The sequence below is a fragment of the Methylobacterium sp. JK268 genome, from assembly GCF_054052225.1.
In genome coordinates this window covers 56,102-82,349 of the sequence record NZ_JBSVZN010000025.1, presented here as the reverse complement: position 1 = coordinate 82,349, position 26,248 = coordinate 56,102, and the positions used below count along the sequence as shown (strand labels likewise).

Sequence of the window (26,248 nt, the reverse complement as noted above, 5' to 3'; positions counted from 1 at the left end):
CGCAAGTCTGACGCCGGTGCGCGGTTCGTCGTGAGCGACGCCCGCCCGGAGGGCGTCAGAACGCGTAGCGCACCCGGCAATACGGGAGTTCCTGCGCGAGCAGGGCGCGGAACCGCTCCAGCCAGCGGGCCTTCCAGCGGCCGCGGTAGCGCAGGTTCTCCTGCCCGCCCTCGGAGCGCTTCGTCTCCTGCAGGTCGGGGCGCCAGAGCAGATCCTCGGCCTTCGGGTGCCAGCGCAGGTTCACGGCGTGCAGCGCCGCGTTGTGGGTGAGGAAGATGATCTCCGCGGCGAGCTGGTCGCGCGAGGCGGGGCCGATCCCCGCGTCGAGGGCGCGGAACAGGGCCCGCCAGTCGGCCTCCCAGCCCTCGTAGAGGATGACCGGCGAGAAGTTCACGTGGACCTCGTAGCCGGCGCGCACGAAATCGTCGATCGCCGCGATCCGCTCCGCCACGGGCGAGGTGCGCACGTCCACCACCTTGGCGATCCGCTCCGGCATCAGCGAGACGCGGATCCGCGTGCGGCCTGCGGGCTCGTAGGCGAGGAGGTCGCGGTTCACGAACTTGGTGGCGAAGGAGCCCTTGGCGTTCGGCAGGCTGCGGAACAGGGCGACGAGGTCGCGCACGCCCCCGCCCACCAGCGCGTCGACCGAGAGGTCGCCGTTCTCGCCGATGTCGTAGACCCAGGAGTCCCGGTCGACCTGGTCGGGCGCCGGGAGGGGACCCTGGCGCCCGGCGTGCCGGGCGATCGCCCCGCCGATCGCCTCCGTGTTGGCGAAGAGCGTGATCGGGTTGGCGAAGCCCTTGCGGCGCGGCACGTAGCAGTAGGCGCAGGCCATGGCGCAGCCGTTCGAGGTCGAGGGCGCGATGAAGTGGGCGCTGCGCCCGTTCGGCCGCAGGGCGAGGCCCTTCTTGACCCCGAGGACCAGGGTGGAGCGCTTGATCCGGAGCCACTCCTGCGCCGAGCCCTCGTTCCCGTGCAGGGCCGGGATCGCCCAGTGCGACGCCACCGGGATGCGCCTCGCATCGGGGAAGCGCGCGAGGATCTCCCGGCCGCGCGCGAAGGCCTCGGCCTCCGGCTCCAGGTAGATCGTCTCGATGGAGAGCGGCGCGGAGGACAGGGCTCGGCTCGCGGAGGGGAGCGGGGACCCGTCCGATATGGGGAGCGGGCGCCCGGCCCGCAGCCCCGGCTCAGAGGCGCGCGAGCAATTCGCTCTTCTTGGCGGTGAACTCGGCCTCGGTCAGCACCCCCTTCCGGTGCAGCTCCGCGAGGCGCTCGATCAGGGCGATCGGGTCGCCGGCCGCGTCCGGGGCGGCGGAGACCGGCGCGGGGGCGGGCGCGATCACGGGCGCGGGCGGCGCGGGCGGGAGGCCGGGGGAGGCCGGCGGCGGCGCGGCCTCCGGGGCGGGCTCGCCGATCCGCGGCAGGTCCTCCAGCCGCACCGCGCCGTACTGGCTCGTGAACTGGACCGTGGCGCCGCCGCCCTGCTGCTGCGAGACGCCGCCGATGAGGTGGTCGCCGGTGTCGTAGACGCTGAGGCGCCCCGCTTGCTCGATCGCGAGCCGCCGCGTCCCGGGGAAGAAGGCGTAGCGCAGCCCGTTCTGCGCGCCGGCCGAGGCCGGGTGGCCGAATTCCGGCGGCCACCAGCCGCCCGCGCCCGCGCCGCGACTCATCGCCAGCGGCGCGAGGTCGGCGCAGAGATCCGCCACCCGCGCCCGCAGGCCGTTGTTGAACATGTCGCCGATCATGATCATCCCGCCGACGGACCACTGGCCCATGCCGCCGAGTTCCGGATGGTTGAACTGCGCCGCGGTGCCCCCGCCCTGCGCGAGGGCGTCGAGGAGGTGGCGGGCGGCGTCCTGGCTCACCCCGTGGCGGGCGGCGATGTCGGCGAGACCGGTCGGGGCGTCGGGCATGGCGGGTGTTCCTCAGGGCCGCGCGCGGCGAGCGGATTAGGCGTCAGGTCAGGATCTTGCGCAGGAAGATCGCGAGCGCGAAGGTGAGGGCCGAGCCCGCCACGACGCTGCCGATCCACAGGCCGCGCTGCGGGCGCTGCGGCGATTCCGACGCGACCGGCTCGACGACGACGCTGAGGAATTCCATCTGGCGGTCGAGCATCAGCCGCGCCCGGTCCCGGGCGGCGAGGGCGGCGGCGTAGAGTTTCTGGGTCGTCCTGCGCTCGGAATCGAGCGCCTCGTAGCGCGTGAGCGCGTCGGCGAGGATGCGACGCTGCTCCGGATCCGGCGTCGCCGCCTCGCGCTCCAGCCGCTGGATCGTGGCGTCGAGCTGCCCGATCTGGGCCTTGAGATCCTGGACGCTGCGGGAATCGTCCCGCAGGTCGCGCTGCAGCAGGGCGACCTTGACCGCGAGGCCGATGCGCTGCTCGCGCACCTGCGCCACCATCTTGACGTTGGCCTCGTTGGTCTTCTGCGCGTCGAGCACGCCGTCCCGGTTGCGCTGGTCGCGCACTGCGTCCTGGATCCGGGTCAGGCGCTCCTCGGTCTCCTTGAGGGCCCGCTCGCTCGCCGCGAGCGCGTCCCGGCGGGCCCGCACGGAGACGTCGTTCACCACGCGCTCGCTCTCGGCGAGGATCGCCCGGCTGATCGCCACCGCGTCCTGCGGGTCGAAGGCGTTGACCGAGAGGCTGATCACGCCCGAGGTCCCTTCCATCTTCGCCTCCACCCGCGAGCGCCAGTAGCGCACCAGCTTCTCGACCGGCCGCTTGGGGTCGAACCGCGAGATCCCGTCGATGGTCTCGCGGGAGAACATCTCCCGCAGGGGCAGCGCCCGCTCGACCGCCTCCACCATCGGCCGGCTCAGGATGTAGTCCGCCACCGCCAGGGTGTCCTGCGTGATCATCTCGCGGCTGAGACCCGTGGTCGTGCCGAGCCGGTCGCTGGCCGCCCCCTCGGCGGTCCCGAGGGCTGGGCGGATCGCGAAATGCGTCTCCGTGACGTAGCGGTCCGACAGGTACAACCCGAACAGCCCGATCGCGGCGAGCGATGGCAGGGCGAACAGGACCAGGAACAGGAGCGGCGTCACGAGGTCGCGCGGGAGGCGCCGGGTGCCGCGCCCGGCCGGCCGCGGGTCGCCGCCGCGCGACATCTGGCGCAGCGACTCCGCGATCAGCCGCGAGCGCTCGGCCGGTGCGAGCGGCTGGCCTGTCGGGTTGCGGGCGTCGACCGTCATGAGGGGATCCGGTTCTGGCGCGGGGCGCGCGGCCTGGCGCGGGGCGCGGGTGTCGGGGAGGGGAGCCGCCCCGCTACTGGTTCAGGCGCTGGTAGACCTCGATGGCGTCGTTCACGTCCTCGTAGATGACCGCGCGCCCGTTCGCCAGGACGATGCCCTCCGAACTGTACTGGCGGATCACGTCCATGTTGTGGGAGCACATGATGATGTCGGCATTCGCACGCCGCTTGCTCCACACCTCCTCGCAGCGCTGCTGGAAGCGCGCGTCGCCGACCGAGGTGATCTCGTCGATCAGGTAGGTGTCGAAGGGGATGGCCATGCTCATCCCGAAATTGAACCGCGACCCCATGCCCGAGGAGTAGGTGCGGATCGGGACGTTGATGTAGTCGCCGATCTCCGAGAAGTCGGCCACGAAGTCCAGCACCTTGCGCGGATCCTCGCCGTACACGCGGGCGATGAAGATCGCGTTCTCCTTGCCGGTCATGTTGGGGTGGAAGCCGCCCGCGAAGCCGAGCGGCCAGGACACCCGCGAGGTGCGCAGGATCCGGCCCTTGGTCAGGCCCTCCGACCCCGCCATCATGCGGATCATCGTGGACTTGCCCGCCCCGTTGATGCCGAGGATCCCGTAGCTCACGCCCGAGCGCAGGGTGAACGAGGCCCGGTCGAGGACGGTGCGGCGGTGACCGGCCGTCTTGTAGACCTTGGTGACGTTCTCGAAGCGGATCATGGCTCGGTGCGGGGAGGGCGGGAGCGCCGCCGCAAGGGCGCAGCGGCGCGAGGTCATAGGGGGCGAAAGCGGCGAATCTGAGAAGGTGGCCGCGGCCGGATCCGCTGCCCGAGGGGCCAGTTTGGATTTGTTATAACTAAGTTTCGCTTCCAATTGTCGGCTTCCCGCCGCGCCGGCGAGGGCGTACGAGCGCGCACCTCTCCTAACGGCCGCGGGTATCCGTACGTGCTCATCGCTTTCCTGATCATGCTGCGCGAGGGAATCGAGGCGGCGCTGATCGTCGGCATCATTGCCGGTTACCTCGCGCAGACTGGTCGCAGCGCCTGGATGCCGGCGATCTGGCTGGGCGTGGTGCTGGCCGCCGCCCTCTGCGTCGCGCTCGGCGTCGGCCTCACGCTGATCGGTGCGGAATTCCCCCAGAAGCAGCAGGAGATGGTCGAGGGCGCCATCGCGCTGCTGGCGGCCGGCATGCTCACCGGCATGGTCTTCTGGATGCGCAAGGCCGCCCGCTCCGTGAAGGCGGAGCTGCACGGCGCGGTCGACGCGGCGATGGACCGCGGCGCGTTCGGGCTCGTGCTGATGGCCTTCCTGGCGGTCGGGCGGGAGGGCCTCGAATCGGTGTTCTTCCTCCTCGCCACGGTGCAGCAGGATGTCGGCTGGGGCGTCCCCGCCGGGGCGGTGCTCGGCATCGCGCTCGCGGTGCTGGCCGGCTGGGGAATCGCCAAGGGCGGCGTGCGGCTCGACCTGCGCCGCTTCTTCCGCTGGACCGGGATCTTCATCCTGTTCGTCGCCGCCGGCCTGATCGCGAGCGCGCTGCGGGCCTTCCACGAGGCCGGCCTGTGGAATCACCTCCAGGCCACCGCCTTCGACCTCAGCGGCGTGCTCCCGTCCGACACGGTGCTCGGCACGCTGCTCACCGGCATCTTCGGCTACCAGGAGGCGCCCGCCTGGGGAGAGGTGCTGGCCTACCTCGCCTTCCTGATCCCGGGGCTGTGCCTGTTCCTGGTGCCCGCCCGCCCGCGAGCGGCCCGGCCCGAAACCCTCCCCGCCTGACTCCAGCCCGGAAGCCCGTCATGACGTCCCGCCGCCTCGCGTCCCTCGCGGCCATCCTCGCCCTGTCGGGGAGCGCGCTCGCGGACGCGCCCGGTCCCGTCGCCGTGACGGTGACGGACAAGGGCTGCGAGCCCGCCACCCTCACGGTGCCGGCCGGCAAGTCCGTCTTCCGCATCCGCAACCAGAGCAAGCGGGTGCTGGAATGGGAGATCCTCCAGGGCACGACGATCCTGGAGGAGCGCGAGAACATCGTCCCGGGCTTCGTGCAGTCGCTCTCTGCCACGCTCGAGCCCGGCAGCTACCAGATGACCTGCGGTCTTCTCAGCAACCCGAAGGGCACGCTCACCGTGCTCGCCGCCGCCGAGACCAAGCCCGCCGGCGCCCCGGACCCGATGGCGCTGGTCGGCCCGCTCGCCGCCTACAAGCACTACGTGGCCACCGAGGTCGATGCCTTCGTCGAGCGCACCCGCGCCTTCGCGGCCGCCGTGAAGGCCGGCCGCGTCGAGGAGGCCAAGGCCCTCTACGCCCCGGCCCGCCGCCACTACGAGCGGGTCGAGCCCGTCGCCTCGCTGTTCAACGACCTCGACAAGAGCATGGACGTGCGGGCGGACGATTTCGAGCGCAAGGAGGAGGATCCGGGCTTCATCGGCTTCCACCGCATCGAGAAGGGGCTCTGGGCCGACAGGAGCACCGAGGGGCTCGGCTCCCACGCGGACAAGCTGCTCGCCGACGCGGAGGAACTGCAGCGCCGCCTGCGCGACCTCACCATCCCGCCCGCCAAGATGGTCGGCGGCGCCGCGGGCCTGATCGAGGAGGTCGCGGCCACCAAGATCTCCGGCGAGGAGGACCGCTACAGCCGCAGCGACCTCTCCGACTTCCACGCCAACGTGGAAGGCTCGCGCAAGATCTTCGACCTGCTGCGCGCGCTCGTGGAGAAGCAGGATCCCGACCTCGTCGCCCGCACCGACAAGAACTTCGCCCGCGTCGACGCCCTGCTCGGCAAGTACCGGGCGGAGGACGGGACCTTCGCGCCCTACGACACGGTGAGCGACCGCGACCGGCTCGCGCTGAAGGCGCCGATCACGATGCTGGCCGAGGATCTCTCGACCCTGCGCGGCAAGCTCGGGCTCGACTGAGGCGACCATGACCGCTCCGACGACCTCTCGCCGCGGCCTCCTGCGGGGCCTCGCGGCCGGCACCGGCGCCGCCGCCCTCGCACCCGCCCCCGGCCGCGCCGCCGCGCTCGAGGAGGCGGACGGCACGCGCGACCGCGTGCCCTTCCGGGGCCTCCACCAGGCGGGCATCGTGACGCCGCAGCCGGCCTCCGCGCTTTTCGTCGCCTTCGACGTCCTGGCGCAGGACCGGGGCGAACTGGCGCGCCTGTTCCGGATCCTCACCGAGCGCTTCGCGCTCCTGACCGAGGGCGGCCGGGTGCCGGACCTCGATCCGCGGCTGCCCCCGGCGGATTCGGGCATCCTCGGCCCCGAGGTGCGGCCCGACAACCTGACGGCGACGCTCGCGGTCGGGGCAAGCCTGTTCGATGAGCGTTACGGGCTCGCGGGCGCGAAGCCCCGGCGCCTGCGCCCGATGGACCGCTTCCCGAACGATTCCCTCGACGGGAGGCTGTGCCACGGCGACCTGCTGCTGCAACTCTGCGCCAACAACGCCGACACGACGATCCACGCCCTGCGCGACGTGATCCGCACGACGCCGGGCCTGCTCGCCCTGCGCTGGAAGCGCGAGGGCTTCCTGCCGCCCTACGTGGTCAAGCGGGCCGGCACCGACACGGTTCGCAACATGCTGGGCTTCAAGGACGGCACCGCCAACCTGCAGGCGGACGACGCGGCCCTGATGCAGCGCCAGGTCTGGGTCGGCCCGCAGGACGGCGAGCCGGCCTGGGCGCAGAACGGTTCGTACCAGGTGATCCGCTTCGTGCGGAACCTCGTGGAACGCTGGGACCGCACGCCGCTCGGCGAGCAGGAGCGCATCATCGGCCGGCACAAGGACTCGGGGGCGCCGCTGGGCGAGACCCGCGAGCACGCGATCCCCGATTTCGCCTCCGACCCGAAGGGCGAGCGCACGCCCCTCGACGCGCATATCCGGCTCGCCAACCCGCGAACGCCCGAGACGGAGCGCAACCGGATCCTGCGGCGGGGCTACAATTACTCGGCCGGGATCACCGCCTCGGGCCAGCTCGACATGGGCCTGATCTTCGTGTCCTTCCAGCGCGACCTCGATGCCGGGTTCGTGACCGTGCAGAAGCGCCTGAACGGCGAGCCGCTGGAGGAGTACATCAAGCCGGTGGGGGGAGGGTACTTCTTCGCCCTGCCGGGCGTCACCCGGCCGGACGGGTATCTCGGCGAGGAACTGCTGGTCGGGGCGTGAGGGAGAGTCCGCCGGCCCGTCCCGGTGGCGAGAGGCCGGTACCATGCTGCGCCATCAAGGTGAGGCACAGGTTTCGCCTCTCCCGCGTGCGCACGGTTGTCCTTAGGGGAAATCGAAGGCCGCTTTTCGCGCGTTCTAGTCTCCGAAAAACGCTCCATTAACAACAAACTATGCCATTCCAGCTCGCGCGGGATCCCCTCTCCCGTGCGGGAGAGGGGTAGGGGTGAGGGTCCCGGACCGTGCCGTCATCAAGCGAAGACGGTCGTGCTGGCAGCGGGACACTTCAGAATTCTTGCTGAAACACCTGGACCCTCACCCCTGCCCCTCTCCCGCACGGGAGAGGGGTTCCCCGCGCCACACCCGGGGACCGTCGTGTGTCAACGTAAGTATCTCGCCTGTTTGTATTTTTCGCGTTCTGTGAATCCTCTAGCCCACTCGGGAGAGGGGAGACGTGTCTCGCCTTGTCCCCGGGCAGCTGTGCCGCGTGCGGAAAGAGGAGATGCTCACCCCAGGTTGAGCCGGTCCACCCGGGCGCCCGGTCCCCGCAGGGTCTCCGGCAGCGACGCATAGTCGCGGTAGCCGGCCTCGCGCGCCATGGCGTCGAGGGCGTGCTGCTCGTCCTGCGCGCAGCCGGTCCACAGCACCGCTCCGGTCGCCGCCTGCCTGATCTGGAAGATCGTCACGCTCAAACCTCCCTGGCGAGAGCCGCCGAGGGCACAACGCCGCGCCGCCGCCGCGGTTGCCGGATCCGCCGAGTCACGCTAGAGAATGAACGTTCATTCTCATCCGGACCCTCCGTGACGGCCGATCCGCTTCCCACCCGTATCGATCCCGCCGAGGAGCGGCGCGGCCGCATCCTGGACGCGGCGGAGCGCTGCTTCGTGCGCGGCGGCTTCCACCGCACCACCATGCAGGACGTGGCCGCCGAGGCCGGGATGAGCCCCGGCAATCTCTACCGCTACTTCCCGTCGAAGGACGCGATCGTGGCCGGCCTCGCCGAGCGCGATCGGGGGACGGTGGCGGTGGATTTCGCCGGGCTGCCCACGGGCGCCGACCTGATCGACGCCTTCATGGGCCTCGCCCGGCGCCACCTCGTCGACGAGCCCGTCGCCAAGGCGATCCTCTGCGTCGAGATGTGGTCGGAGGCGAGCCGCAACCCGGCCATGGCGGCGATCTGCCGGGATTTCGAGCGCGAGATGCGCCAGATGATCGCCGGCCTCCTGCGGAAAGCCGGCCACTCGGCCGAGGCCGCGGCGGCGCTCACCCAGATCCTGATGGTGATGGCCGACGGCGTCATCGTGCGCCGCGCCCTCCTGCCGGACTTCGATCCCGGCCCCATTCTCGACGCGATGGCCCGGCTCATCGAGGCCGCTGCGTCGGGACGATTCGATCCGACCGGGGCCGCGAGGCCCGCGACCGCCAGCCAGGACCAGCCGTGATGTCCCGTCTCCTCCGCGCCGGACCCCTCGCCGCTGCGCTCGCCCTCGTCCCACCCGTCGCCCGCGCGGCCGAGGCCGCACCGCAGGCCACCGCCGTCGAGGTGCCGGTGCCGGCCGTCACGGTCGTTGTCGCGGCCGAGCGGGAGATCGTCGAGCGCACCGTCGTCACCGGCACGCTGGTGCCCCGCGACGAGATCCTGGTCGCGCCCGAGATCGAGGGCTGCCGGATCACCGAACTCCTCGTGGAGGAGGGGGACCGGGTCGCCAAGGGCGCCGTGCTGGCGCGGCTGTCGCGCGAGATGATCGACACCCAGCTCGCCCAGAACGCCGCCGCCATCGCCCGCGCCGAGGCCGCCATCGACCAAGCGCGCAGCACCATCGTGCAGGCCGAGGCCGCGCAGGTGGAGGCGGCGCTGGCGCTGGAGCGCACCCGCACCCTGATGAAGACCGGCAATTCCACCGAGGTGCAGATGGAGCAGCGCACCTCCGCCGCCCGCTCGGCGGACGGGCGGCTCGCGGCGGCCCGCAACGGCCTCTCCATGGCCGAGGCGGAACTGCTCCAGGCCAAGGCGCAGCGCCGGGAACTCGACGTGAAGCTCGCCCGCACGGAGATCCGGGCGCCCGAGGGCGGCATCGTCAGCCGTCGCACGGCGCGGATCGGCGCCACCGCCACCGCGACCGGCGAGCCGCTGTTCCGCCTGATCGCCCGCGGGGAGATCGAACTCGAGGGCGAGGTCACCGAGACCGGCATGCCGCGCCTTCGCCCCGACGCGTCCGCCCGGCTCGACCTCGACACGCCGGACGGGCCGGTGGCCGTGCCCGGCCGGGTGCGCGCGGTCTATCCGGAGATCGACCGTTCGACGCGGATGGGCAAGGTGCGCATCCGCCTCCAGCCGGATCCGCGCCTGCGCATCGGCGCCTTCGCCCGCGGCAGCGTCGAGGTGGCGCGCCGCACCGGCGTCGCGGTGCCGGTCGCCTCGGTGGTCTACGGCAATGGCGGCGCCACGCTCCTCGTGGTGGCGAACGACCGGGTCGAGGCCCGCCAGGTCCGCACCGGCCTCTCGGCGGACGGCGTCATCGAGATCCGCGACGGCGTGCGGGCGGGCGACGCGGTCGTCGCCCGGGCCGGCAGCTTCCTGCGCGACGGGGACCGGGTCCGCCCGGTCTTCCCCGCCCAGCAGGCCAGCGCCGACGCGCTCCCCCGTCCCTGATCCGCCCGAGACCCGACCCGATGCGCCTCAACGTCTCCGCCTGGGCGATCCGCAAGCCGATCCCCTCGATCGTGCTGTTCCTGGTGCTGGGGCTGCTCGGGCTCGTCAGCTTCCGCGGCCTGCCGATCACCCGCTTCCCCAACATCGACGTGCCGATCGTCTCGGTGTCGATCAACCAGCCGGGCGCCGCGCCCTCGGAACTCCAGACCCAGGTGACGAAGTGGGTCGAGGACGCGGTGGCGGGGGTGAAGGGCGTCAAGCACATCACCTCGGCGATCACCGAGGGCAACTCGGCGACGACGGTGGAATTCCGCCTGGAGGTCAACACCGACCGCGCGGTGAACGACGTCAAGGACGCGATCGCCAAGATCCGCACGAACCTGCCAAGGACGATCGAGGAGCCGATCATCAACCGCGTCGAGATCGCGGGCCTGCCGATCATGGTCTACGGCGCCTCGGCGCCGGCCATGACGCCCGAGGATCTGTCCTGGTTCGTGGACGACGTGGTGGCGCGCCAGATCCAGGGGCTGCGCGGGGTCGGCGGCGTCGAGCGCCTGGGCGGCGTCGCCCGCGAGGTGCGCGTCACCCTCAAGCCCGACCGGCTGCTCTCGCTCGGCATCACGGCGGCCGACGTGAACCGGCAATTGCGCCTCACCAGCGCCGACATGGCGGGCGGCCGGGCGGAGCTCGGCGGGCAGGAGCAGTCGATCCGCACGCTCGCCGCCTCGGCGAGCCTCGACACGCTCGCCGCCACCTCGATCGTGCTGCCGGGCGGGCGCAAGGTGCGCCTCGACGACCTCGCGACGCTGTCCGACGGGGCCGAGGAGCCGCGCAGCTTCGCGCGCCTCAACGGCGAGCCGGTGGTGGCCTTCGCGATCTCGCGCGCCAACGGCGCCAGCGACGCCTCGGTCTCGGACCTCGTGGCGAAGAAGATCGACCAGCTCCGGGCCGCCTACCCGGACGTGCATTTCGACCTGATCGACACCTCGGTCACCAACACGATCGGCAACTACGAATCGGCCATGCACGGCCTGATCGAGGGCGCGGGGCTCGCCGTGCTGGTGGTGTTCCTGTTCCTGCGCGACTGGCGGGCGACGCTGATCGCCTCGGTGGCGCTGCCGCTCTCGGTCTTCCCGACCTTCTGGGCGATGAGCGCCATGGGCTTCTCGCTCAACGCGGTCAGCCTGCTGGCCATCACCCTCGTCACCGGCATCCTGGTCGACGACGCGATCGTGGAGATCGAGAACATCGTCCGGCACGTCCGGCTCGGCAAGTCGCCCTACCGGGCGGCGATCGAGGGCGCGGACGAGATCGGGCTCGCGGTCATCGCCATCACGGCGACCCTGGTGGCGATCTTCGCGCCCGTGAGCTTCATGGGCGGCATCGCCGGCCAGTACTTCAAGCAGTTCGGCCTCACCATCGCGGCGGCCGTGTTCATGTCGCTCCTCGTCGCGCGCCTCATCACCCCGATGATGGCGGCCTACTTCATGCGCGACCACGGCCACGCCGAGGAGGTGCCGGGCCCGGTGATGCGCACCTACACCCGCGTGGTGGCGTGGTCGGTGCGGCACAAATACGTGACGCTGGTGGTCGGCCTCGCGCTCTTCGCCGGGTCGATCCTGTCGACGAAGCTCCTGCCCGCGGGCTTCCTGCCCAAGGAGGACGCGGCGCGCACGCTCCTGGTGCTGGAACTGCCGCCCGGCGCCAAGCTCGACGACACGATCGCGGTGTCCGACCGGGTGGCGGGCAAGATCCGCGGCTTGCCCGAGGTGCGCTCGGTCTTCGTCGACGGCGGCCGCCAGCTCCCGGGCAAGAAGGAGATCCGCCTCGCCACGCTGACCATCAACCTGACGCCCAAGAACGCCCGCGCCCGCAAGCAGTCGGACGTGGAGGCGGCGATCATGGCGCTGCTGCGCGACGAGCCCGACATCCGCACCTGGTCCCTGCGCGACAGCGGCCAGCGCGACTTCACCCTGATCGTCGCCGGCCCCGACCTCGCTGTGGTCAAGGACGTGGCCGAGAAGATGCAGCGCGAGGTTGGGCAAGTGCCGAACCTCGTCAACGTGATGTCGACCGCGCCCCTCGACCGCACGGAGGTGCGGATCTACCCGAAACCCGCCGTGGCGGCGGATCTCGGCGTCTCGACGGACACCATCGCCGAGACCGTGCGGGTCGGCACGATCGGCGACATCGGGGCCAATCTCGCGAAGTTCAACGCCGCCGACCGCCAGATCCCGATCCGCGTGCAGCTGCCGATCGAGACCCGCGGCGACCTCCAGACCCTGGAGGCGCTGAAGGTGCCGACCAAGTCCGGGGCTGCGGTGCCGCTCACGGCGGTGGCCGATATCAGCCTCGGCCGCGGCCCGACCGCCATCGACCGCTACGACCGCGCCGTGCGGGTGGCGCTGGAGGCGAATCTCCAGGGCTCGGACGCGCTCGCCGAGGCGATCGCGCGGGCGATGGCGACGCCGACCGCCGCGCACCTGCCGCCCGGCGTGGAGCTGCGCCAGACCGGCGACGCCGAGGTGATGGGCGAGGTCTTCGAGGGCTTCGCCATGGCGATGGGCGCCGGCCTGATGATGGTGCTCGGCGTGCTGATCCTGCTCTTCGGCTCCTTCCTGCAGCCGCTCACCATCCTGTTCTCGCTGCCGCTCTCCATCGGCGGGGCGATCCTCGGTCTGCTGATCTTCAACCGGCCGATCTCGATGCCGGTGGTGATCGGGATCCTGATGCTGCTCGGGGTGGTGACGAAGAACGCCATCATGCTGGTCGACTTCGCCGTCGAGGAGATGGCCCGCGGCGTCGACCGGGCGACGGCGATCATCGATGCCGGCCGCAAGCGCGCCCGGCCGATCGTGATGACGACGATCGCGATGGCGGCCGGCATGGTCCCCTCCGCGATGGCGCTCGGCATCGGCGGCGAGTTCCGCTCGCCCATGGCGATCGCGGTGATCTCGGGCCTGATCGTCTCGACGCTGCTGTCGCTGCTGTTCGTGCCGGCGATCTTCGTGCTGATGGACGACCTCTCCCGGCTGTTCGGGCGCCTGCTCGGCCGCTTCGTCGGGGCGAGGGACGAGCCGGAGCCCGTGCCGCACCCGCTGCCGCACGTCTACGCGCCGCCGCCGCGGATCGCCGCGGAATAGGCGCGGCCTCCCGGCTGCGGACGCGGTGACAGCGCCGGACGGCTCCCCTAAGGTTCAGGCCTGGCTCAGATTGCCCATGGACAATGGAACCATGGCCCGCCCGCCGTGTTGCGGCGGCGGACGAGGAGGATGGATCATGAGGGGAGTGTTGTGCGCCGTGGCGGCCGTGGGGTTCGGCCTGATCGGCTCGCTGGGGGTGGCCTCGGCGCAGCCGTGGGGCGGTCCCGACGACGATGGCGGCTACCGGGAGCGGGTCCCGGGTTACGGTGAGCGCTACCGCGACCGTGAGTACCGGGAGCGCGACGATCGCGACCGCGGCTACCGGGAGCGCCGCCCCGATTACGGGTTCCGCGGCCGGGATCGGGACGATGATGACCGGCCCCGCCGCCCGCCCCGCGAGGAGCGGGAATTCGGCTTCAACGAGCAGGAATATCTGCGCTGCAATCCCGATGTCCGGCGGGCCGTCGAGAATGGACAGATGGAATCCGGCCTGACCCATTTCCGCGTCCACGGCCGCCGCGAGGGGCGCAAGCTCACCTGCTGACGATCGCGGTCGTTCGAGGAAGAGAGGGGGCGCTTCTCCCGTACCGCGAGTGGGATGGAGCGCACCCCTCGGCATCATCCCGGTCCGTCGAGCGAGACGCGAGGGCAGGGGCCGGCCGGTGCGGCTCGGGAGGAGCGCCACGCGTTCCGAGACGTCCACGCTCGGCGCCGTCGGCGGCAGGGCGGCGGTCGGCGCCGCCCGGATTTCAGGTCCCGATGACGGCGAGCGCCGTCGCCATGGGCAGGAAGAACCGCATGGGCAACTCGAGCAGCGGGATGAAGCCGTGATCGGTGTAGAAGGCGGCGGCCTTGTCATCGATCGCGTCGGCGAAGATCGCGTGACTGCCGATCGGCGCGGTGGCAACGGTCCGAACCGCGTCGAACAGAAGCGCTTCCCCCAGGCCCGACCCACGGAACGCCTCGTCCCGACCCAGCCAGCCGATCAGCACGGCCGGCACGGTCGGGTAGCGCGGCAACCTCCGGGCGAGATCTTCGGGGACCGAGGTCAGCGGCACACTGCAGGCCGACAGGGTGTAGAAGCCGGCAACCCGGCCGGTCGCGATCTCGCGCGCCACGAAGCAGGTGGCGTATTTGCGCTTCACGTCCTGGGAGACGGTCTGACGGAAATAGGCGTCCACCTTCGCGTGGCCGCACGTGAAGCCTGTCCGGTCGTGGGCCTTGGACAGCGGCTCGATCGCGAAGGGAGGCGTCACCGTGGATGGATCAGGGCCGCATGGCGCTTGGCCGCGCGCCTGAGCCGATCGCTGGGCTCGGGCGGATCGATCAGCGCCTGGGCGAAGCGGACCTGGTCGGCCCGCGCCATCCGCAAGATCTCCGCCTCCTCGACCACGCGCTTGGCGTCTTCGCCGGCCGTGGCCATGACGAAGCCGGTCAGGGTCATGCCGCGCAGCTCGGCCGCGCGCAGCATCATGTCGTAGACCTGCACAGGGATCCGCGCCTCCAGCCGTGCGGTCGCGGTATTCTTCCTCGCCGTCATGCGTCATCACCTCTGCGCGATCTGTACGGCAAATTGCCGGAGACATCAACGATTCGGGCGCCCCTCGGCTGCTTCCGTCCGCGCTGGCGCCCGGCGGCTCTCCGGACGACGGACGCTCAGCGGCTCGGGGTCGGGGCCACCAGGGTCTCGACGGCCCCGGCCGGGTCGAGGCCGATCCGGCCCCAGCCGGGGAGCTTGAGGGCCGGGCGGCGCAGGTCGAGGCCGAGCACTGCCCCGAGCACGTTGACCTCGATCCCCTCCACCCAGCCGAGCGTGAGGCCCGCGTAGCCGCGCAAGGACACCTGCACGCCGGTGCGGCTGGGCGTGAGGGCGAGGAGGCGTTCGGAGAAGTCCTTGCCGAGCGCCGTCGGCGGCAGGGCGGCGGCGAGCGCCGGCACCGCCCGCAGGACATGCGCCACGAAGGTGTTGGAGTTCGGCCCCGGCCAGGCGCTATAGCTGCCGGCCGCGCGGTACGGGTAGGTGGCGACCGCGGCGCGGATCCGCGGCACGGCCTGGGCGGCGGCCTCGCCGTCGAGGGCGAGCACCACCTGCGGCGGGTTGCCGAACCAGCGGCCGTCCGCCGGATAGGCGTCCTGGCGCACCGGCATGCCCCAGCCGACCACGTCGAAGCGGGTGTAGCGCGTGGCTCCCGCCTCCTTGACGACGATCCAGGTGTGGTGGGCGAAGATCCCCCGCCAGCGCCCGACCCGGGCGGCGTAGATGCGCACCACCGCGCCCGGCGCCGCGGCGGCCGGGGGCAGCAGGCGCGCGCTCGACCAGTCGGCCGTCGCCCAGTCGGGCGCGAGGTCGTCGCGTGACCACCACCACAGGGCGTGGGCGGCGAGGGGGACGAGGAACAGGAGGAGCAGCGCGAGGACGGCAAGGCGGAGGGCCGCGAGGAGGAGCATCCCGCCGAGATGGACGGACAAGAACGGCCGCGCAACCTGTGAGCGTCGCAGCGCCGCGGAGAAACTGCCGCGTGCCTGCGCGGTTGTCGGGTGCGAGACATGACGAGAGGGAGGTCGGCATGGCCGATGCGAGTGGATTGGTCGACGCCCTGGTGCGGTCCCGGCGAGGCGATGTCGGGAGCCTGGCCGCGGGCGCGGCGCTGGGCGGGCTCGCGCTGATCGCCGGCCTCGGCTACCGGGCCCTCAATCGATCGGCGCCGGCCGAGACGTCGGCCGAGGCGCCGGCGCGGCGGCCCTTCGCGGCCGGCGACGTCAGCGCCGACGAGGCGGACCTGTACCTGCGCGCCATGGCGGCGGCGACGGTGGCGGACGGGATCGTGGACGCCCGCGAGCGCGCCCGGCTCGACGCCGCCCTCGCCGAGGCCCGCCTCGACGAGACGGGCCGGCGGGCCTTCGAGGACCTGCTCCGCGATCCCCCGGATGCGGACGAGATCGCCGACCGGGTCTCGGATCCCGAGACGGCCGCCCGGGTCTACGCGGCGGCGCGCCTCGCCGTCGACGCCGATACGATGCAGGAGCGCGCGTTCCTGGCCCGCCTCGCCGAGGCCATGGACGTCCCGGCGGACGCGGTGGCGCGGATCGAGGCGGAAGCAGGGGGCTGATCCGCGGCAGCACCTGACTGCGCTTCCACCTTGCCCCCTTTTCCGAGCGCATGCAGCGTCAGCGGAATGCGACCCGGAAACCAGCGCAAGACTCCGCGAAGCGCCTGCTTTCAGCGACGGTGCCGCGATGTGGAGCCGCTTCGCGGCGAGTCCTTGCGCTGGTTCCCGGATCTCCTTCCGCTGACGCTTCAGTCGTCCGGGAGAGGGGGGCGGAACGGCAGGACGCCGTCGCCCTACCGCACGGCCCGCGCCGGATTCCCCACCACCGTCGCCCCCGCCGGCACGTCGCGGGTGACGACGCTGCCCGCGCCCACGATGGCGTCGTCCCCGATCGTCACGCCCGGCAGGATCAGCGCCCCGGCCCCGATCCAGCAATTCGCCCCGATCCGCACCGGCCGTCCGTTCTCCAGGCCGCTGCGGCGGATCTCCGGGTCGCGCGGGTGATCGGCGGCCAGGATCTGCACGCCGGGTGCGATCTGCGTCATCTCCCCGATCTCCACCGTCACGATGTCGAGGATCACGCAGTTGAAATTCAGGAAGACGTTGCGGCCGAGGCGGATGTTGTATCCGTAGTCGCAGTGGAAGGGCGGCCGGATCACCACGCCGTCCGCCACCGCGCCGAGATGCGCGCGCAGGAGCGCCAGCCGCTCCTCGGCGGGGAGCGCGATCGTGGCGTTGTAGCGGGCGAGCCAGGCCATAGTGCGGGCCGCGTCCGCCACCAGCTCCGGGTCGCCGGCATGGTAGAGGTTCCCCGCCAGCATCTTCTCCTTCTCGCTGCGCATCCGGACGCCTCCCTGACGTTGCGGGAGGCGACCCTCGCACGCCCCGGCGCCCCGGCCAACCCGCCGTTGCCTCCCTGCCGGATCCGCACTATCGGGTGGCCTGGAGCCCCGCTGCCGAAGGTCTGCCGATGAAAGCGCGCGTCACCGTCACCCTGAAGACCGGCGTCCTCGACCCGCAGGGCAAGGCGATCGAGGGGGCGCTGCGCTCGCTCGGCATCAGCGGCATCGCGGGCGTGCGCCAGGGCAAGTTCTTCGAGGTCGAGGTGGAGGGCAGCGACCCGGCCGCCGCCGAGGCGACCGTGCGCGCGGCCTGCGACAAGCTCCTCGCCAACACGGTGGTGGAGAACTACGCGGTCGAGATCGCCCGATGAAGGCCGCGGTCGTCGTCTTCCCGGGATCGAACCGCGAGGCGGACGTGATGCGTGCCCTGCGGCTCGCGGGCGCCGAGGTCGCGAAGGTCTGGCACGCGGACACCGAACTCCCCGCCGGCACCGATCTCGCGGTCCTGCCCGGCGGCTTCTCCTACGGCGACTACCTGCGCTGCGGCGCCATCGCGGGCCGCGCCCACGCCATGGACGCGGTGCGGGCGCACGCGGCCCGCGGCGGCCTCGTGCTCGGCATCTGCAACGGCTTCCAGATCCTGTGCGAGTCGGGGCTGCTCCCGGGCGTGCTGATGCGCAACGTCAACCGCCGCTTCATCTGCCACCGGCAGACCCTGCGGGTCGAGCGCACCGACACCGCCTTCACGCGCGCCTACGCGTCGCGGCAGGTCATCGACGTCTGCGTGGCCCACGGCGAAGGCAATTACTTCGCCGATCCGGAGACGATCGCCCGCATCGAGGGCGAGGGCCGGGTGGCCTTCCGCTACAGCGACGCGGCGGGCGACCTCACCGAGACGGCGAACCGTAATGGATCGTTGAATTCGATCGCCGGGATCTACTCCGAGACGCTCAACGTACTCGGGCTGATGCCGCACCCCGAGAACTTCGTCGAGGACCTGGTCGGCGGGACCGACGGGCGCGGGCTGTTCGAGAGCCTGGCCAAGGCGGCCTGACACCGATCGGGTCGGCTGACCGGGAGAGGAGGCGGCGACGCCCCTCATGCTGAGGTGCCGCCGCAGGCGGCCTCGAAGCACCCCTGAACGCTGATCCAAGCCCATTGCCCCTGGGCGTGCCGTTCCGGGTGCTTCGAGGCTCGCTCCGCTCGCACCTCAGCATGAGGTGTGTCGCGCTTTCCATGATCGTCCCGCCGACGAGCCCGCGTCAGAGATCTTCGCGATCGTCGGCTTTCTGCGCTACGCTCGACCCTCCCCCGCACAGGGGGGAGGGCCCCTCGATCGCCGCGCCTAGTGGTTGTCCCGCGGCGGGCCCATCGTCTGCGCCACCTTCTGGAAGGCGTCGGCGCCGCGCAGGATCATGCCGTCGGCGAGCTGCTCGACCATGGCCCGCTGGATCGCCTGCCAGGGCGTCTGGCTCGCCGGGTAGGGGTAGCCGCCGCGCGCCGTCAGGTCCTCCCGCCGCCGCGCCAGCTCCTCCTCGGGGAGCAGGATGTCCGCCCGCCGCGTGTTGAGGTCGATGCGCACCCGGTCGCCGTTCTGAAGGAGCGCCAGACCGCCCCCCGCCGCCGCCTCGGGCGAGGCGTTGAGGATCGAGGGCGTGCCCGAGGTCCCCGATTGCCGCCCGTCGCCGATGCAGGGCAGCGACAGCACCCCGCGCCGGATCAGGGCGCCCGGCGGCTGCATGTTCACCACCTCGGCGGCGCCCGGATAGCCGATCGGGCCCGCCCCGCGCATGATCAGGATCGTGGTCTCGTCGATGTCGAGCGACGGATCGTCGATACGGTGGTGGTAATCCTCCGGCCCGTCGAAGATCACGACCCGGCCCTCGAAAGCGTAGGGATCGTCCGGGTTGGCGAGGTAGCGGTCGTAGAATTCCCGGCTGATCACGCTCGTCTTCATGATCGCGGAATCGAACAGCGAGCCCTTGAGGTTGAGGAAGCCCGCCCGCTCGCGCAGGGGCTCGGCGAAGGGCTTGATCACCTCGCGGTCCCAGGTCCGGGCCTCGCGGCAATTCTCCCCGATGGTGCGGCCGTTGCAGGTGAGCGCGCCCTCGTGGATCTTGCCCGCCTCGATCAGCTCCGCCAGCACCGCCGGCAGCCCGCCGGCCCGGTAGTATTCCTCGCCGAGATAGGCCCCGGCCGGCTGCATGTTGACGAGGAGAGGAATGTCGTAGCCGACGCGCTCCCAGTCGTCGCAGGTCAGCGGCACGCCGATGTGGCGCGCGATGGCGTTGATGTGGATCGGCGCGTTGGTCGAGCCGCCGATGGCGGTGTTGGCCACGATGGCGTTCTCGAAGGCCTCGCGGGTGAGGATGTCGGAGGGCTTGAGGTCCTCCCAGACCATGTCGACGATGCGCTGGCCGGTGGCGTAGGCGGCCTGGCCGCGCTCGCGGTAGGGCGCCGGGATCGCCGACGAGCCCGGCAGCGCCATGCCGAGCGCTTCCGCCAGCGCGTTCATGGTCGAGGCGGTGCCCATCGTGTTACAATGGCCCGTCGAGGGGGCCGAGGAGGCCACGATGTCGAGGAATTGCTGGTAGTCGATGTCGCCGGCCGCGTGGCGCTCGCGGGCCTTCCACACGATGGTGCCCGAGCCGGTGCGCTCGCCGCGGCTCCAGCCGTTCAGCATCGGCCCGACATTGAGCGCGATCGCCGGGATGTTCACGGTCGCGGCCGCCATCAGGCAGGCCGGCATGGTCTTGTCGCAGCCGGTGAGCAGCACGACGCCGTCGAGGGGGTAGCCGTACAGCACCTCGACCAGCGACAGGTAGGCGAGGTTGCGGTCGAGGGCCGCGGTCGGGCGCTTGCCGGTCTCCTGGATCGGGTGGCAGGGGAACTCGAAGGCGACGCCCCCCGCCGCCGTGATGCCGTCGCGCACCCGCTTGGCGAGGTCCAGGTGGTGGCGGTTGCAGGGCGAGAGGTCGGAGCCCGTCTGCGCGATGCCGATCAGCGGCTTGCCGGCCTGCAGCTCGGTCTGGGTGAGGCCGTAATTGAGGTAGCGCTCCAGGTAGAGCGCCGTCATGCCCGGGTTGTCGGGATTGTCGAACCACAGCCGCGACCGCAGACGGCTCGGGTCGATCCGGGGGCGGAGCGTGGGGGCCATCGGGCGTTCCTCCTGTTGACGCGGTGGGGCCGGAGAGTGGACCCGGCCGGTGCGCGAAGGCAACCGACCTGGAGCCGTTCCAGCCTGAGCGTGACCGCGTCGTCGCAGGACCAAAGAATTCTCGCGCCGGGTGTCCCCTCCGCCGCGGCGTGGTGCTAAGACGCCGGCGCATTGTTTGAAGCCCGGGACCGGAATCATGTCCGAGAAGACCACCAACCCGTTGATCCCGATCGGCATCGTCGTGTCCCTGCCGGTTCTGGTCTGCCTGATCCTGATGCTGACCGACGAGGGCATCGAGCGCTCGCTCCTGTGGGCGGCGATCAAGGTCGGCATCGTCCTGATCCTGCTCGGCGGCGCCCTGTCCTACGGCGCGAGCCGGCTCGCCGCGAAGTCCGAGCGCTGAGCGCGCCGGCGATGCCGCATCTCGTCCCGGCCTTCGGGCGCATCGGCGAAGAGAACGCCTTCGCGGTCCTGGCGCGCGCCACGGCGCTCGCGCAGTCCGGGCGGGACGTAATCAACCTCGGCATCGGCCAGCCGGACATGCCGACCCCGCCCCACGTGGTCGAGGCGGCAGTCAAGGCCCTGCGCGACGGCCAGCACGGCTACACGCCGGCCACCGGCATCCTGCCGCTGCGCGAGGCGGTCGCGCGGGACATCCAGCGGCGCCTCGACGTGGCGGTCTCGCCCGACAGCGTGATGATCATGCCGGGCGGCAAGGTCACGATGTTCGCGGCGATCCTGATGTTCGGCGAGCCGGGGGCGGAGATCCTCTACCCGGATCCGGGCTTCCCGATCTACCGCTCGATGATCGAGTTCACGGGCGCGACCCCGGTGCCGATCCCGATCCGCGAGGAGAACGGCTTCGCCTTCTCGGCGGAGGAGACCCTGGCGCTGATCACCCCGCGCACGCGGCTGGTGATCCTGAACTCGCCCGCGAACCCCACGGGCGGCGTGACGCCGAAGGCCGAGATCGACCGGCTGGTCGCCGGCCTCGCCGCGCATCCCGAGGTCGCCGTGCTCTCGGACGAGATCTACGGCACGATGACCTACGACGGCGAGCGGCACCACACGCTGCTCGCCTATCCCGAATTGCGCGACCGGCTGATCTACCTCGACGGCGCCTCCAAGACCTACGCGATGACGGGCTGGCGGCTCGGCTGGTCGGTCTGGCCGGCGCCCTTCTACGAGGCGGCGCGCAAGCTCGCGGTGAATTCCTTCTCCTGCGTCAACGCGGCGACACAATGGGCCGGCATCGCCGCCCTCGACGGGCCGCAGGACGCGGTCGCCGCCATGATGGCGGAGTTCGACCGGCGCCGCCTGCTCGTGGTCGAGGGGCTGAACCGGCTGCCGGGGGTCTCCTGCATCACGCCGAAGGGGGCGTTCTACGCCTTCCCGAATATCGGCCGCACCGGCTGGAAGGCCAAGGCGCTGGCCTCGGCGCTGCTGGAGGAGGCGGGCGTCGCGGTGATCGGCGGGCCGGATTTCGGCATCCACGGCGAGGGCTACATCCGGCTCTCCTACGCCAACTCGGCCGAGAACATCGCCCGGGCGCTCGAGCGGATGGGCGACTTCCTGGAGACAAACCGGCGCTGACGGGGTGGTAGGACCCGCACCCACCTCTCCCCCTTTTCCGGGCGCATGCAGCGACAGCGGAATGCGACCCGGAAACCAGCGCAAGACTCCGCGAAGCGGCTGCTTTTCAATGCCGTTGCTGGAATTCGGAGCCGCTTCGCGGCGATTCATCATCTGGTTTCCGGATCTCCTTCCGCTGGCGCTGCAGTCGTCCGGAAAAGGGTGGTGAGCGAGAGTGAAAATCTCGCCTCGTGCCGCACGCTTATCGGGATAACGCCCCCGCCCGCTGCTCCTCCAGATGCCCGTCGAGCGCGTCCAGCGCCGGCCCGACCCGCGCATGGCCGAGGCCGATGCGCAGGCGGTCGGCCGGGGGCGGCGCGAGGGCCGAGCGCCACAGCGTCGAGGGCAGTACGAGGCAGCCGCGCCTTGCAAGGTCGGTGGCGAAGCCCTCCGCCCCGTCCGGGCCGCGATAGCGCGGGAACGCGAAGGCGAGGTTGCGCGAGCCGTCCTCGCCGAGGCGGCCTCCGTGGCGGATCATGAGCGCGTCGAGGCGCCGCCGGTTGGCCCGCCCGATCTCCCGCGTGCGCGCCAGGATCCGGTCCCGGTGGCGCAGGGCGATGTGGGCCAGCACCTCGCTCGTCGCCGAGAGGCAGCTCGACAGGGTGCTCTTCGCCGCCAGCGCGCGGTCGCGCACGGCCGGATCGCGGCAGGCGAGCCAGCCGACCCGCAGGCCCGGCAGCCCGAACCCCTTCGACAGCCCGTCCACCGACACGCCGCGCTCGTAGAGCTCCACCAGAGCGGGCGGGACCGGGCCCGCGGCGGTCTGGCGGTAGACCTCGTCGTTGACGAGCCAGAGGCCGCGCGCCCGGCAGATCCGCACCAGCGCGTCGAGAGCCTCGCCACTCAGGGCGGCGCCCGTGGGGCTGTTGGGGAAATTCGTCAGGATCAGCTTCGTGTTCGGGCGCAGCGCCGCCTCCACCCGGTCGAGGTCGAGGCTCCAGCCGCCATCCGCCTCGCGCAGCGCCACGCCCGTCGCCGCGCAGAGCGCCGTCGCGGCCTGCTCGGAGGGCTGGTAGATCGGCAGCACGACGACGGCGTGGTCCTGCGGCGCCAGCAGCGCCCGCAGCGCGCAGGTCAGCGCCTCCTGCGCGCCCGCGCAGGCCAGAACCGCCTCCGCCCCGAGCCCCGAATAGCCCTCCGCGATGGCGGCCCGCAGCCAGGGGGCGCCGCGCGGCTCCGCGTAGCCGAGATCGAGGGCGTCCCAGCGCCGCCGGTCCTCGTCGTCCGCCAGGGCGAGGAGGTGCGACACCGGCAGGCTCTCCGAATCGGAGGCGGCGAGGTCGTGCGTCGCGGTCGCCGACCAGCGGTCCAGGAAGGCGGCGAGCGGGAAGGTCGCGCTCATCGCTGCGGCGCGGTCCCGGCCGCCACGCGCAGGAACGTCGAGACGATCCGGCTGCCCGCCCGCAGGGTGCCGGTGAGCGAGCCCGCCACCTTCGAATCTCCGCCCGCGCGGCAGCGGTAGGGCAGGGGCACCTCGGCGACGCGCAGGCCCGCCCGGGCGGCCCGCATCTGCATCTCGATGTTCCAGCCGTAGGTCATCTCGCGCAGGGCGAGCCGCTCCAGGACCGCCCGGTCGATCGCCCGGAAGGCGCACATGTCCGTGTAGCGCACCCCGTAGAGCGCCCCCATCGCCCGACCCGCGAGGCGCCCGGCCAGCACCTGGTGCCAGAGCATCGATCCCGGCTCGCGCTCCCCGAGGGTGCGGGAGGCGAGCACGAGGTCCCTCTCGCCCCGCAGCACCGGGCCGGCGATCTCCGCGACGAGGTCGCCGCGGTCCGCCCCGTCCCCGTCCAGGAACACGATGACGCGGCTCTCGCGCCGCGCCGCCGCCGCCCCGGCCGCGCAGGCCCGGCCGTAGCCGCGCCCGGCCGCGATCACCCGCGCCCCGGCGGCCTCGGCGACCGCGCGGGTGTCGTCGCGGCTGCCGCCATCCGCCACGATGAGGTCGCCCGCGAAGGCGCGGGGGATCTCGCGCAGCACGGCTCCGATCGTCGCCCCCTCGTCGAGGGTCGGGATGACGACGCTCACAGGCTCCATCGCAGCCCGCAATTCTGGCAGGGGGCCGGAGGGGCGTCGGAGAGGAGGGCCGCGCGGAAGTCCCGGTAGGCCTCCCCGTTCCAGATCTCCCGCAGGGTGGACTGCGTCGCGTCGCCGAGCGTGTAGCGGTCGTAGCCGCGCACCGAGAAGGGCGCGATGCAGCAGGGCAGGGCGCGGCCATGCGCGGTGAAGTACATCAGCGACCAGGGCCGGCGGCAGGTCGACCAGGGCTGGTCCTCGGCCTGCCGCTTGAGGCTGAGGCCGGGCTCGGTGGCGCCCGAGGCGTCGAGCGCCACGCCGAGCTCCGCCCCGAGCGCCTGCGCGGCCGCGATGGCGGCGCGCTCCTCCTCGCGGGTGCTCTCGAACAGCGAGAGGTCGGCCCGCGCCATGCCGTAGCCGGCCTCGTCGAAGACGAGGCGCTGCAGGTGCACCTCCCGCACGCCCATCCGGGCGGCGAGGCGCACGAAGGCCGGGAGCTGGTCGATCGTCTCCTTGAGGCCGGTGAGCCAGAGGGAGACCCGCGGCGTCGCGGCCCCGACCTGGCGCTGATGCGCCACGAACTTGCCGACGTCGCGCACGATGCGGTCGAAGAAGTCCTTGCCGCGGACCCGCCGATAGGCGGCGCGGTCGGCGGCATCGAGGGAAACGCGCAGCTCGTCGAGGCCGGTGTCGATCAGCTCCTGGAAGCGCTTGGGCTGCATCAGGGTGCCGTTCGTGTTGAACAGGACGTAGATGCCCCGGTCCGTGAGGTGGCGGATCATCCGCGGCAGGTCCGTCACCAGCATCGGCTCGCCGACGCCGTGCAGCACCACCCGGGCCACGTTCGGCACCTGGTCGACGATGCGGGTGAACAAGTCCCAGCTCATGTCGGCCGGGGGTTCCAGGGTCTCGAAGGTGCGCGGACAGGTCTCGCAGAGGAGATTGCAGCGGTTCGTCACCTCCAGGTAGAGGCAGACCGGCGGCGTGGCCGCCACGGTCTCGCGCGCCTCGCCGATCGCCTCGAAGTAGCGGCGCGGATCCTGGATCGGGGCGGGTGCCGGCATCAGGAGGCTCCTCTCGGATGGACGGCGAGCGGCGCGGGCCGGCTCCGCCACAGGGCGCGGAGCGCCAGCGCCAGCGCCGGCCCATAGACGAGGCCGGGCCAGACGAAGCGCTCGTTGAAGGGGTCGATGAAGAACAGGACCGGGGCGGCCGAGAGCCAGACCACGGCCGGAATCGGGGCGACGGTCGCCGGGAGCGCGAGCCACGCGTAGTACCAGGCGTAGTGCGGGCTGGCCGCGGCGGTGGCGACGGCCGCGAGCAGGCCCGCGTCCCGGCAGAGCGTGACCGCGTCGGGCGGGGCGGGGCGCCGCGTCGCGACGACGATCGAGAGCGCCGCGAAGCCCAGCGCGACGGCGGTCGCGTAGATGGCGGCGGACGCGGCCGGCAGCGGCGCGAGGCGCGACAGGCCGGCGAGCAGCCAGAAGCCCTGCCCGGTGTCGAAGCCCTCCTCGGTCCCGTAGGCGGGCAGGAAGCCCAGCACCTGCCGGCCCGCCGCGAGGTAGGGCAGGTAGAGGAGGACGAGCGTGGCGGCGCCCGCGAGCGCCGGCCGCCAGAACCGCCCGCCGCGCAGGAAGGCCGGCGCCACCACGACCGGCAGGAACTTCACCAGCGTCGCCGCGGCGAGGAGCGCTCCGGCGAGGCCGGGGCGGTGCCGGGACCGGGCGAGGAGCGCGAGCGCGAGGAGGCCGACCGCGAGCGCGTCCACGTGACCGTCGAGGGCGAAGGACCACAGGACGAGGGGGTTCCAGGCGTAGATGAGCACCCGGGTCGCCGGCCGCCCGGCCTGCGCGAGGAGGCGCAGCAGGCAGAGCACCGCGACGGCCTCGCAGAGCAGCATTGCCGCCTTCATGCCGGTGACGCTGGCGGTGACCTGCCCCACCGCCGCGAAGAAGACCTGCGCGGCGGGCGGGTAGATCGTGTGGGCATAGTCGGCCCGGTTGATGAGCGGGAAGATGGCCGGGTCGCGCAGCGGCGCGAGGACCGGGTCGGCCGGCACGAAGCGGTAGGGATTGACGCCCTGGGCCTGGACCTGCCCGTCCCAGACGTAGCGGTAGATGTCGCTCGACAGGAAGGGCGGGGCGGGCAGCAGGAGGAGGCGGAGCAGCAGGGCGATGCCGGCCACGAGCCAGATCGCGCGGGGCGGCAGGAGCTCGCGCAGGACGATCCGCACGGCGAGGAGGTAGGCGCCGACCGAGACGGCGAGCAGCGCGACGAGCAGGTTGGCGCGCAGCGGCGTCCCCACCGTGTCGGCGCCCGGGACGTGGAGCGACAGGGCGCCGAGGGTGAGCGCGACGAGGAGACCGGCCAGGAGGGCGAGGCGGGGGAGCGGGGCGGTCACGGGCGG

General features: G+C 72.1%; 26 protein-coding genes. 12 read left to right on the top strand and 14 right to left on the bottom strand.

Annotated features, from left to right (window positions below):
- Positions 1-55 precede the first annotated feature (55 nt).
- The 4 genes from ACW9J6_RS23420 to ACW9J6_RS23405 all read right to left on the bottom strand — a co-directional run bounded on the left by ACW9J6_RS23420 (position 56) and on the right by ACW9J6_RS23405 (position 3,913).
- The gene (locus tag ACW9J6_RS23420; RefSeq protein ID WP_457118989.1) at positions 56-1,117 is read right to left on the bottom strand and encodes a spore photoproduct lyase family protein; all 1,062 of its coding nucleotides are present in this window, start codon (positions 1,115-1,117) and stop codon (positions 56-58) included.
- A gap of 70 nt (positions 1,118-1,187) precedes the next feature.
- Positions 1,188-1,913 (bottom strand): SHOCT domain-containing protein, encoded by a 726-nt coding sequence (locus ACW9J6_RS23415; RefSeq protein ID WP_457118927.1) that lies wholly within the window; start codon positions 1,911-1,913, stop codon positions 1,188-1,190.
- Positions 1,914-1,956: 43 nt separating this feature from the next.
- Entirely contained in the window at positions 1,957-3,186 is a 1,230-nt protein-coding gene (locus ACW9J6_RS23410) for a capsule biosynthesis protein (RefSeq protein ID WP_457118926.1), read from the bottom strand.
- A 73-nt stretch (positions 3,187-3,259) separates the two neighbouring features.
- A complete protein-coding gene (locus ACW9J6_RS23405) occupies positions 3,260-3,913 on the bottom strand; it encodes an ABC transporter ATP-binding protein (RefSeq protein ID WP_457118925.1) in 654 nt (217 codons plus the stop codon).
- A 225-nt stretch (positions 3,914-4,138) separates the two neighbouring features.
- Between ACW9J6_RS23405 and efeU the strand changes: the two genes are divergently transcribed.
- Genes efeU through efeB form a run of 3 tightly spaced genes read left to right on the top strand, consistent with a single transcriptional unit; the run spans position 4,139 to position 7,351 of the window.
- Complete coding sequence (gene efeU / locus ACW9J6_RS23400; protein WP_457118924.1) at positions 4,139-4,966, top strand: iron uptake transporter permease EfeU; 828 nt, start codon at positions 4,139-4,141, stop codon at positions 4,964-4,966.
- Between the two features lie 20 nt (positions 4,967-4,986).
- Positions 4,987-6,102, top strand: a complete 1,116-nt coding sequence (efeO, locus tag ACW9J6_RS23395; protein ID WP_457118923.1) for an iron uptake system protein EfeO — start codon at positions 4,987-4,989, stop codon at positions 6,100-6,102.
- Between the two features lie 7 nt (positions 6,103-6,109).
- Positions 6,110-7,351, top strand: a complete 1,242-nt coding sequence (gene efeB / locus ACW9J6_RS23390; protein ID WP_457118922.1) for an iron uptake transporter deferrochelatase/peroxidase subunit — start codon at positions 6,110-6,112, stop codon at positions 7,349-7,351.
- A 503-nt stretch (positions 7,352-7,854) separates the two neighbouring features.
- On the opposite strand, the gene ACW9J6_RS23385 is transcribed toward efeB, so the two are convergent.
- A complete protein-coding gene (locus ACW9J6_RS23385; RefSeq protein WP_457118921.1) occupies positions 7,855-8,034 on the bottom strand; it encodes a hypothetical protein in 180 nt (59 codons plus the stop codon).
- A 114-nt stretch (positions 8,035-8,148) separates the two neighbouring features.
- Between ACW9J6_RS23385 and ACW9J6_RS23380 the strand changes: the two genes are divergently transcribed.
- The 4 genes from ACW9J6_RS23380 to ACW9J6_RS23365 all read left to right on the top strand — a co-directional run bounded on the left by ACW9J6_RS23380 (position 8,149) and on the right by ACW9J6_RS23365 (position 13,688).
- Positions 8,149-8,790 (top strand): TetR/AcrR family transcriptional regulator, encoded by a 642-nt coding sequence (locus ACW9J6_RS23380; protein ID WP_457118920.1) that lies wholly within the window; start codon positions 8,149-8,151, stop codon positions 8,788-8,790.
- A complete protein-coding gene (locus tag ACW9J6_RS23375; protein WP_457118919.1) occupies positions 8,790-10,001 on the top strand; it encodes an efflux RND transporter periplasmic adaptor subunit in 1,212 nt (403 codons plus the stop codon). The genes ACW9J6_RS23380 and ACW9J6_RS23375 overlap by 1 nt, the downstream gene beginning before the upstream one ends.
- 20 nt (positions 10,002-10,021) lie before the next feature.
- Positions 10,022-13,144: an efflux RND transporter permease subunit gene (locus ACW9J6_RS23370; RefSeq protein ID WP_457118918.1), complete on the top strand. Its 3,123-nt coding sequence runs from the start codon at positions 10,022-10,024 to the stop codon at positions 13,142-13,144.
- A 136-nt stretch (positions 13,145-13,280) separates the two neighbouring features.
- Positions 13,281-13,688: a hypothetical protein gene (locus ACW9J6_RS23365; RefSeq protein ID WP_457118917.1), complete on the top strand. Its 408-nt coding sequence runs from the start codon at positions 13,281-13,283 to the stop codon at positions 13,686-13,688.
- A gap of 205 nt (positions 13,689-13,893) precedes the next feature.
- On the opposite strand, the gene ACW9J6_RS23360 is transcribed toward ACW9J6_RS23365, so the two are convergent.
- The 3 genes from ACW9J6_RS23360 to ACW9J6_RS23350 all read right to left on the bottom strand — a co-directional run bounded on the left by ACW9J6_RS23360 (position 13,894) and on the right by ACW9J6_RS23350 (position 15,592).
- Positions 13,894-14,400, bottom strand: a complete 507-nt coding sequence (locus ACW9J6_RS23360) for a GNAT family N-acetyltransferase (RefSeq protein WP_457118916.1) — start codon at positions 14,398-14,400, stop codon at positions 13,894-13,896.
- A complete protein-coding gene (locus tag ACW9J6_RS23355) occupies positions 14,397-14,684 on the bottom strand; it encodes a type II toxin-antitoxin system TacA family antitoxin (protein ID WP_457118915.1) in 288 nt (95 codons plus the stop codon). Before ACW9J6_RS23355 ends, ACW9J6_RS23360 begins: the two co-directional genes overlap by 4 nt.
- Before the next feature lie 116 nt (positions 14,685-14,800).
- Positions 14,801-15,592, bottom strand: a complete 792-nt coding sequence (locus ACW9J6_RS23350; protein WP_457118988.1) for a DUF3750 domain-containing protein — start codon at positions 15,590-15,592, stop codon at positions 14,801-14,803.
- Positions 15,593-15,711: 119 nt separating this feature from the next.
- Between ACW9J6_RS23350 and ACW9J6_RS23345 the strand changes: the two genes are divergently transcribed.
- Positions 15,712-16,254, top strand: coding sequence for a DUF533 domain-containing protein (locus ACW9J6_RS23345; protein ID WP_457118914.1), 543 nt, complete (start codon positions 15,712-15,714; stop codon positions 16,252-16,254).
- 233 nt (positions 16,255-16,487) lie between these two features.
- Here the strand turns inward: ACW9J6_RS23345 and ACW9J6_RS23340 are convergent, their stop codons facing one another.
- The gene (locus ACW9J6_RS23340; protein WP_457118913.1) at positions 16,488-17,036 is read right to left on the bottom strand and encodes a sugar O-acetyltransferase; all 549 of its coding nucleotides are present in this window, start codon (positions 17,034-17,036) and stop codon (positions 16,488-16,490) included.
- Positions 17,037-17,164: 128 nt separating this feature from the next.
- Here ACW9J6_RS23340 and purS point away from each other — a divergent pair, with 128 nt between their 5' ends.
- On the top strand, positions 17,165-17,407 hold the full coding sequence (purS, locus tag ACW9J6_RS23335) for a phosphoribosylformylglycinamidine synthase subunit PurS (RefSeq protein WP_457118912.1): 243 nt from the start codon (positions 17,165-17,167) through the stop codon (positions 17,405-17,407).
- Positions 17,404-18,090: a phosphoribosylformylglycinamidine synthase subunit PurQ gene (gene purQ / locus ACW9J6_RS23330; RefSeq protein ID WP_457118911.1), complete on the top strand. Its 687-nt coding sequence runs from the start codon at positions 17,404-17,406 to the stop codon at positions 18,088-18,090. Before purS ends, purQ begins: the two co-directional genes overlap by 4 nt.
- A 291-nt stretch (positions 18,091-18,381) precedes the next feature.
- On the opposite strand, the gene ACW9J6_RS23325 is transcribed toward purQ, so the two are convergent.
- Complete coding sequence (locus ACW9J6_RS23325) at positions 18,382-20,193, bottom strand: IlvD/Edd family dehydratase (protein WP_457118910.1); 1,812 nt, start codon at positions 20,191-20,193, stop codon at positions 18,382-18,384.
- A gap of 196 nt (positions 20,194-20,389) precedes the next feature.
- Between ACW9J6_RS23325 and ACW9J6_RS23320 the strand changes: the two genes are divergently transcribed.
- Together ACW9J6_RS23320 and ACW9J6_RS23315 are read left to right on the top strand one after the other, a co-directional pair.
- Entirely contained in the window at positions 20,390-20,596 is a 207-nt protein-coding gene (locus tag ACW9J6_RS23320; RefSeq protein WP_457118909.1) for a hypothetical protein, read from the top strand.
- Positions 20,597-20,607: 11 nt separating this feature from the next.
- Positions 20,608-21,786, top strand: coding sequence for a pyridoxal phosphate-dependent aminotransferase (locus tag ACW9J6_RS23315; RefSeq protein WP_457118908.1), 1,179 nt, complete (start codon positions 20,608-20,610; stop codon positions 21,784-21,786).
- 241 nt (positions 21,787-22,027) lie between these two features.
- Here ACW9J6_RS23315 and ACW9J6_RS23310 read toward each other — a convergent pair whose 3' ends face one another.
- Genes ACW9J6_RS23310 through ACW9J6_RS23295 form a run of 4 tightly spaced genes read right to left on the bottom strand, consistent with a single transcriptional unit; the run spans position 22,028 to position 26,242 of the window.
- The gene (locus ACW9J6_RS23310; protein WP_457118907.1) at positions 22,028-23,167 is read right to left on the bottom strand and encodes an aminotransferase class I/II-fold pyridoxal phosphate-dependent enzyme; all 1,140 of its coding nucleotides are present in this window, start codon (positions 23,165-23,167) and stop codon (positions 22,028-22,030) included.
- Positions 23,164-23,853 carry a glycosyltransferase family 2 protein gene (locus tag ACW9J6_RS23305; protein WP_457118906.1) on the bottom strand — a complete coding sequence of 230 codons (690 nt, stop codon included), beginning with the start codon at positions 23,851-23,853 and terminating at the stop codon, positions 23,164-23,166. The genes ACW9J6_RS23310 and ACW9J6_RS23305 overlap by 4 nt, the downstream gene beginning before the upstream one ends.
- Complete coding sequence (locus tag ACW9J6_RS23300; protein ID WP_457118905.1) at positions 23,850-24,905, bottom strand: radical SAM/SPASM domain-containing protein; 1,056 nt, start codon at positions 24,903-24,905, stop codon at positions 23,850-23,852. Before ACW9J6_RS23300 ends, ACW9J6_RS23305 begins: the two co-directional genes overlap by 4 nt.
- Positions 24,905-26,242 carry a glycosyltransferase 87 family protein gene (locus ACW9J6_RS23295; protein WP_457118904.1) on the bottom strand — a complete coding sequence of 446 codons (1,338 nt, stop codon included), beginning with the start codon at positions 26,240-26,242 and terminating at the stop codon, positions 24,905-24,907. Before ACW9J6_RS23295 ends, ACW9J6_RS23300 begins: the two co-directional genes overlap by 1 nt.
- Positions 26,243-26,248: the final 6 nt, after the last annotated feature.

Bases quoted from the DNA above. Each gene is read 5' to 3' on its own strand.
- ACW9J6_RS23415 (WP_457118927.1), bottom strand. From the start codon at position 1,913: ATGCCCGACGCCCCGACCGGTCTCGCCGACATCGCCGCCCGCCACGGG.
- ACW9J6_RS23410 (WP_457118926.1), bottom strand. From the start codon at position 3,186: ATGACGGTCGACGCCCGCAACCCGACAGGCCAGCCGCTCGCACCGGCC.
- ACW9J6_RS23405 (WP_457118925.1), bottom strand. From the start codon at position 3,913: ATGATCCGCTTCGAGAACGTCACCAAGGTCTACAAGACGGCCGGTCAC.
- efeO (WP_457118923.1), top strand. From the start codon at position 4,987: ATGACGTCCCGCCGCCTCGCGTCCCTCGCGGCCATCCTCGCCCTGTCG.
- efeB (WP_457118922.1), top strand. From the start codon at position 6,110: ATGACCGCTCCGACGACCTCTCGCCGCGGCCTCCTGCGGGGCCTCGCG.
- ACW9J6_RS23375 (WP_457118919.1), top strand. From the start codon at position 8,790: ATGTCCCGTCTCCTCCGCGCCGGACCCCTCGCCGCTGCGCTCGCCCTC.
- ACW9J6_RS23370 (WP_457118918.1), top strand. From the start codon at position 10,022: ATGCGCCTCAACGTCTCCGCCTGGGCGATCCGCAAGCCGATCCCCTCG.
- ACW9J6_RS23365 (WP_457118917.1), top strand. From the start codon at position 13,281: ATGAGGGGAGTGTTGTGCGCCGTGGCGGCCGTGGGGTTCGGCCTGATC.
- ACW9J6_RS23355 (WP_457118915.1), bottom strand. From the start codon at position 14,684: ATGACGGCGAGGAAGAATACCGCGACCGCACGGCTGGAGGCGCGGATC.
- ACW9J6_RS23350 (WP_457118988.1), bottom strand. From the start codon at position 15,592: ATGCTCCTCCTCGCGGCCCTCCGCCTTGCCGTCCTCGCGCTGCTCCTC.
- ACW9J6_RS23345 (WP_457118914.1), top strand. From the start codon at position 15,712: ATGGCCGATGCGAGTGGATTGGTCGACGCCCTGGTGCGGTCCCGGCGA.
- ACW9J6_RS23340 (WP_457118913.1), bottom strand. From the start codon at position 17,036: ATGCGCAGCGAGAAGGAGAAGATGCTGGCGGGGAACCTCTACCATGCC.
- purS (WP_457118912.1), top strand. From the start codon at position 17,165: ATGAAAGCGCGCGTCACCGTCACCCTGAAGACCGGCGTCCTCGACCCG.
- purQ (WP_457118911.1), top strand. From the start codon at position 17,404: ATGAAGGCCGCGGTCGTCGTCTTCCCGGGATCGAACCGCGAGGCGGAC.
- ACW9J6_RS23325 (WP_457118910.1), bottom strand. From the start codon at position 20,193: ATGGCCCCCACGCTCCGCCCCCGGATCGACCCGAGCCGTCTGCGGTCG.
- ACW9J6_RS23320 (WP_457118909.1), top strand. From the start codon at position 20,390: ATGTCCGAGAAGACCACCAACCCGTTGATCCCGATCGGCATCGTCGTG.
- ACW9J6_RS23315 (WP_457118908.1), top strand. From the start codon at position 20,608: ATGCCGCATCTCGTCCCGGCCTTCGGGCGCATCGGCGAAGAGAACGCC.
- ACW9J6_RS23310 (WP_457118907.1), bottom strand. From the start codon at position 23,167: ATGAGCGCGACCTTCCCGCTCGCCGCCTTCCTGGACCGCTGGTCGGCG.
- ACW9J6_RS23300 (WP_457118905.1), bottom strand. From the start codon at position 24,905: ATGCCGGCACCCGCCCCGATCCAGGATCCGCGCCGCTACTTCGAGGCG.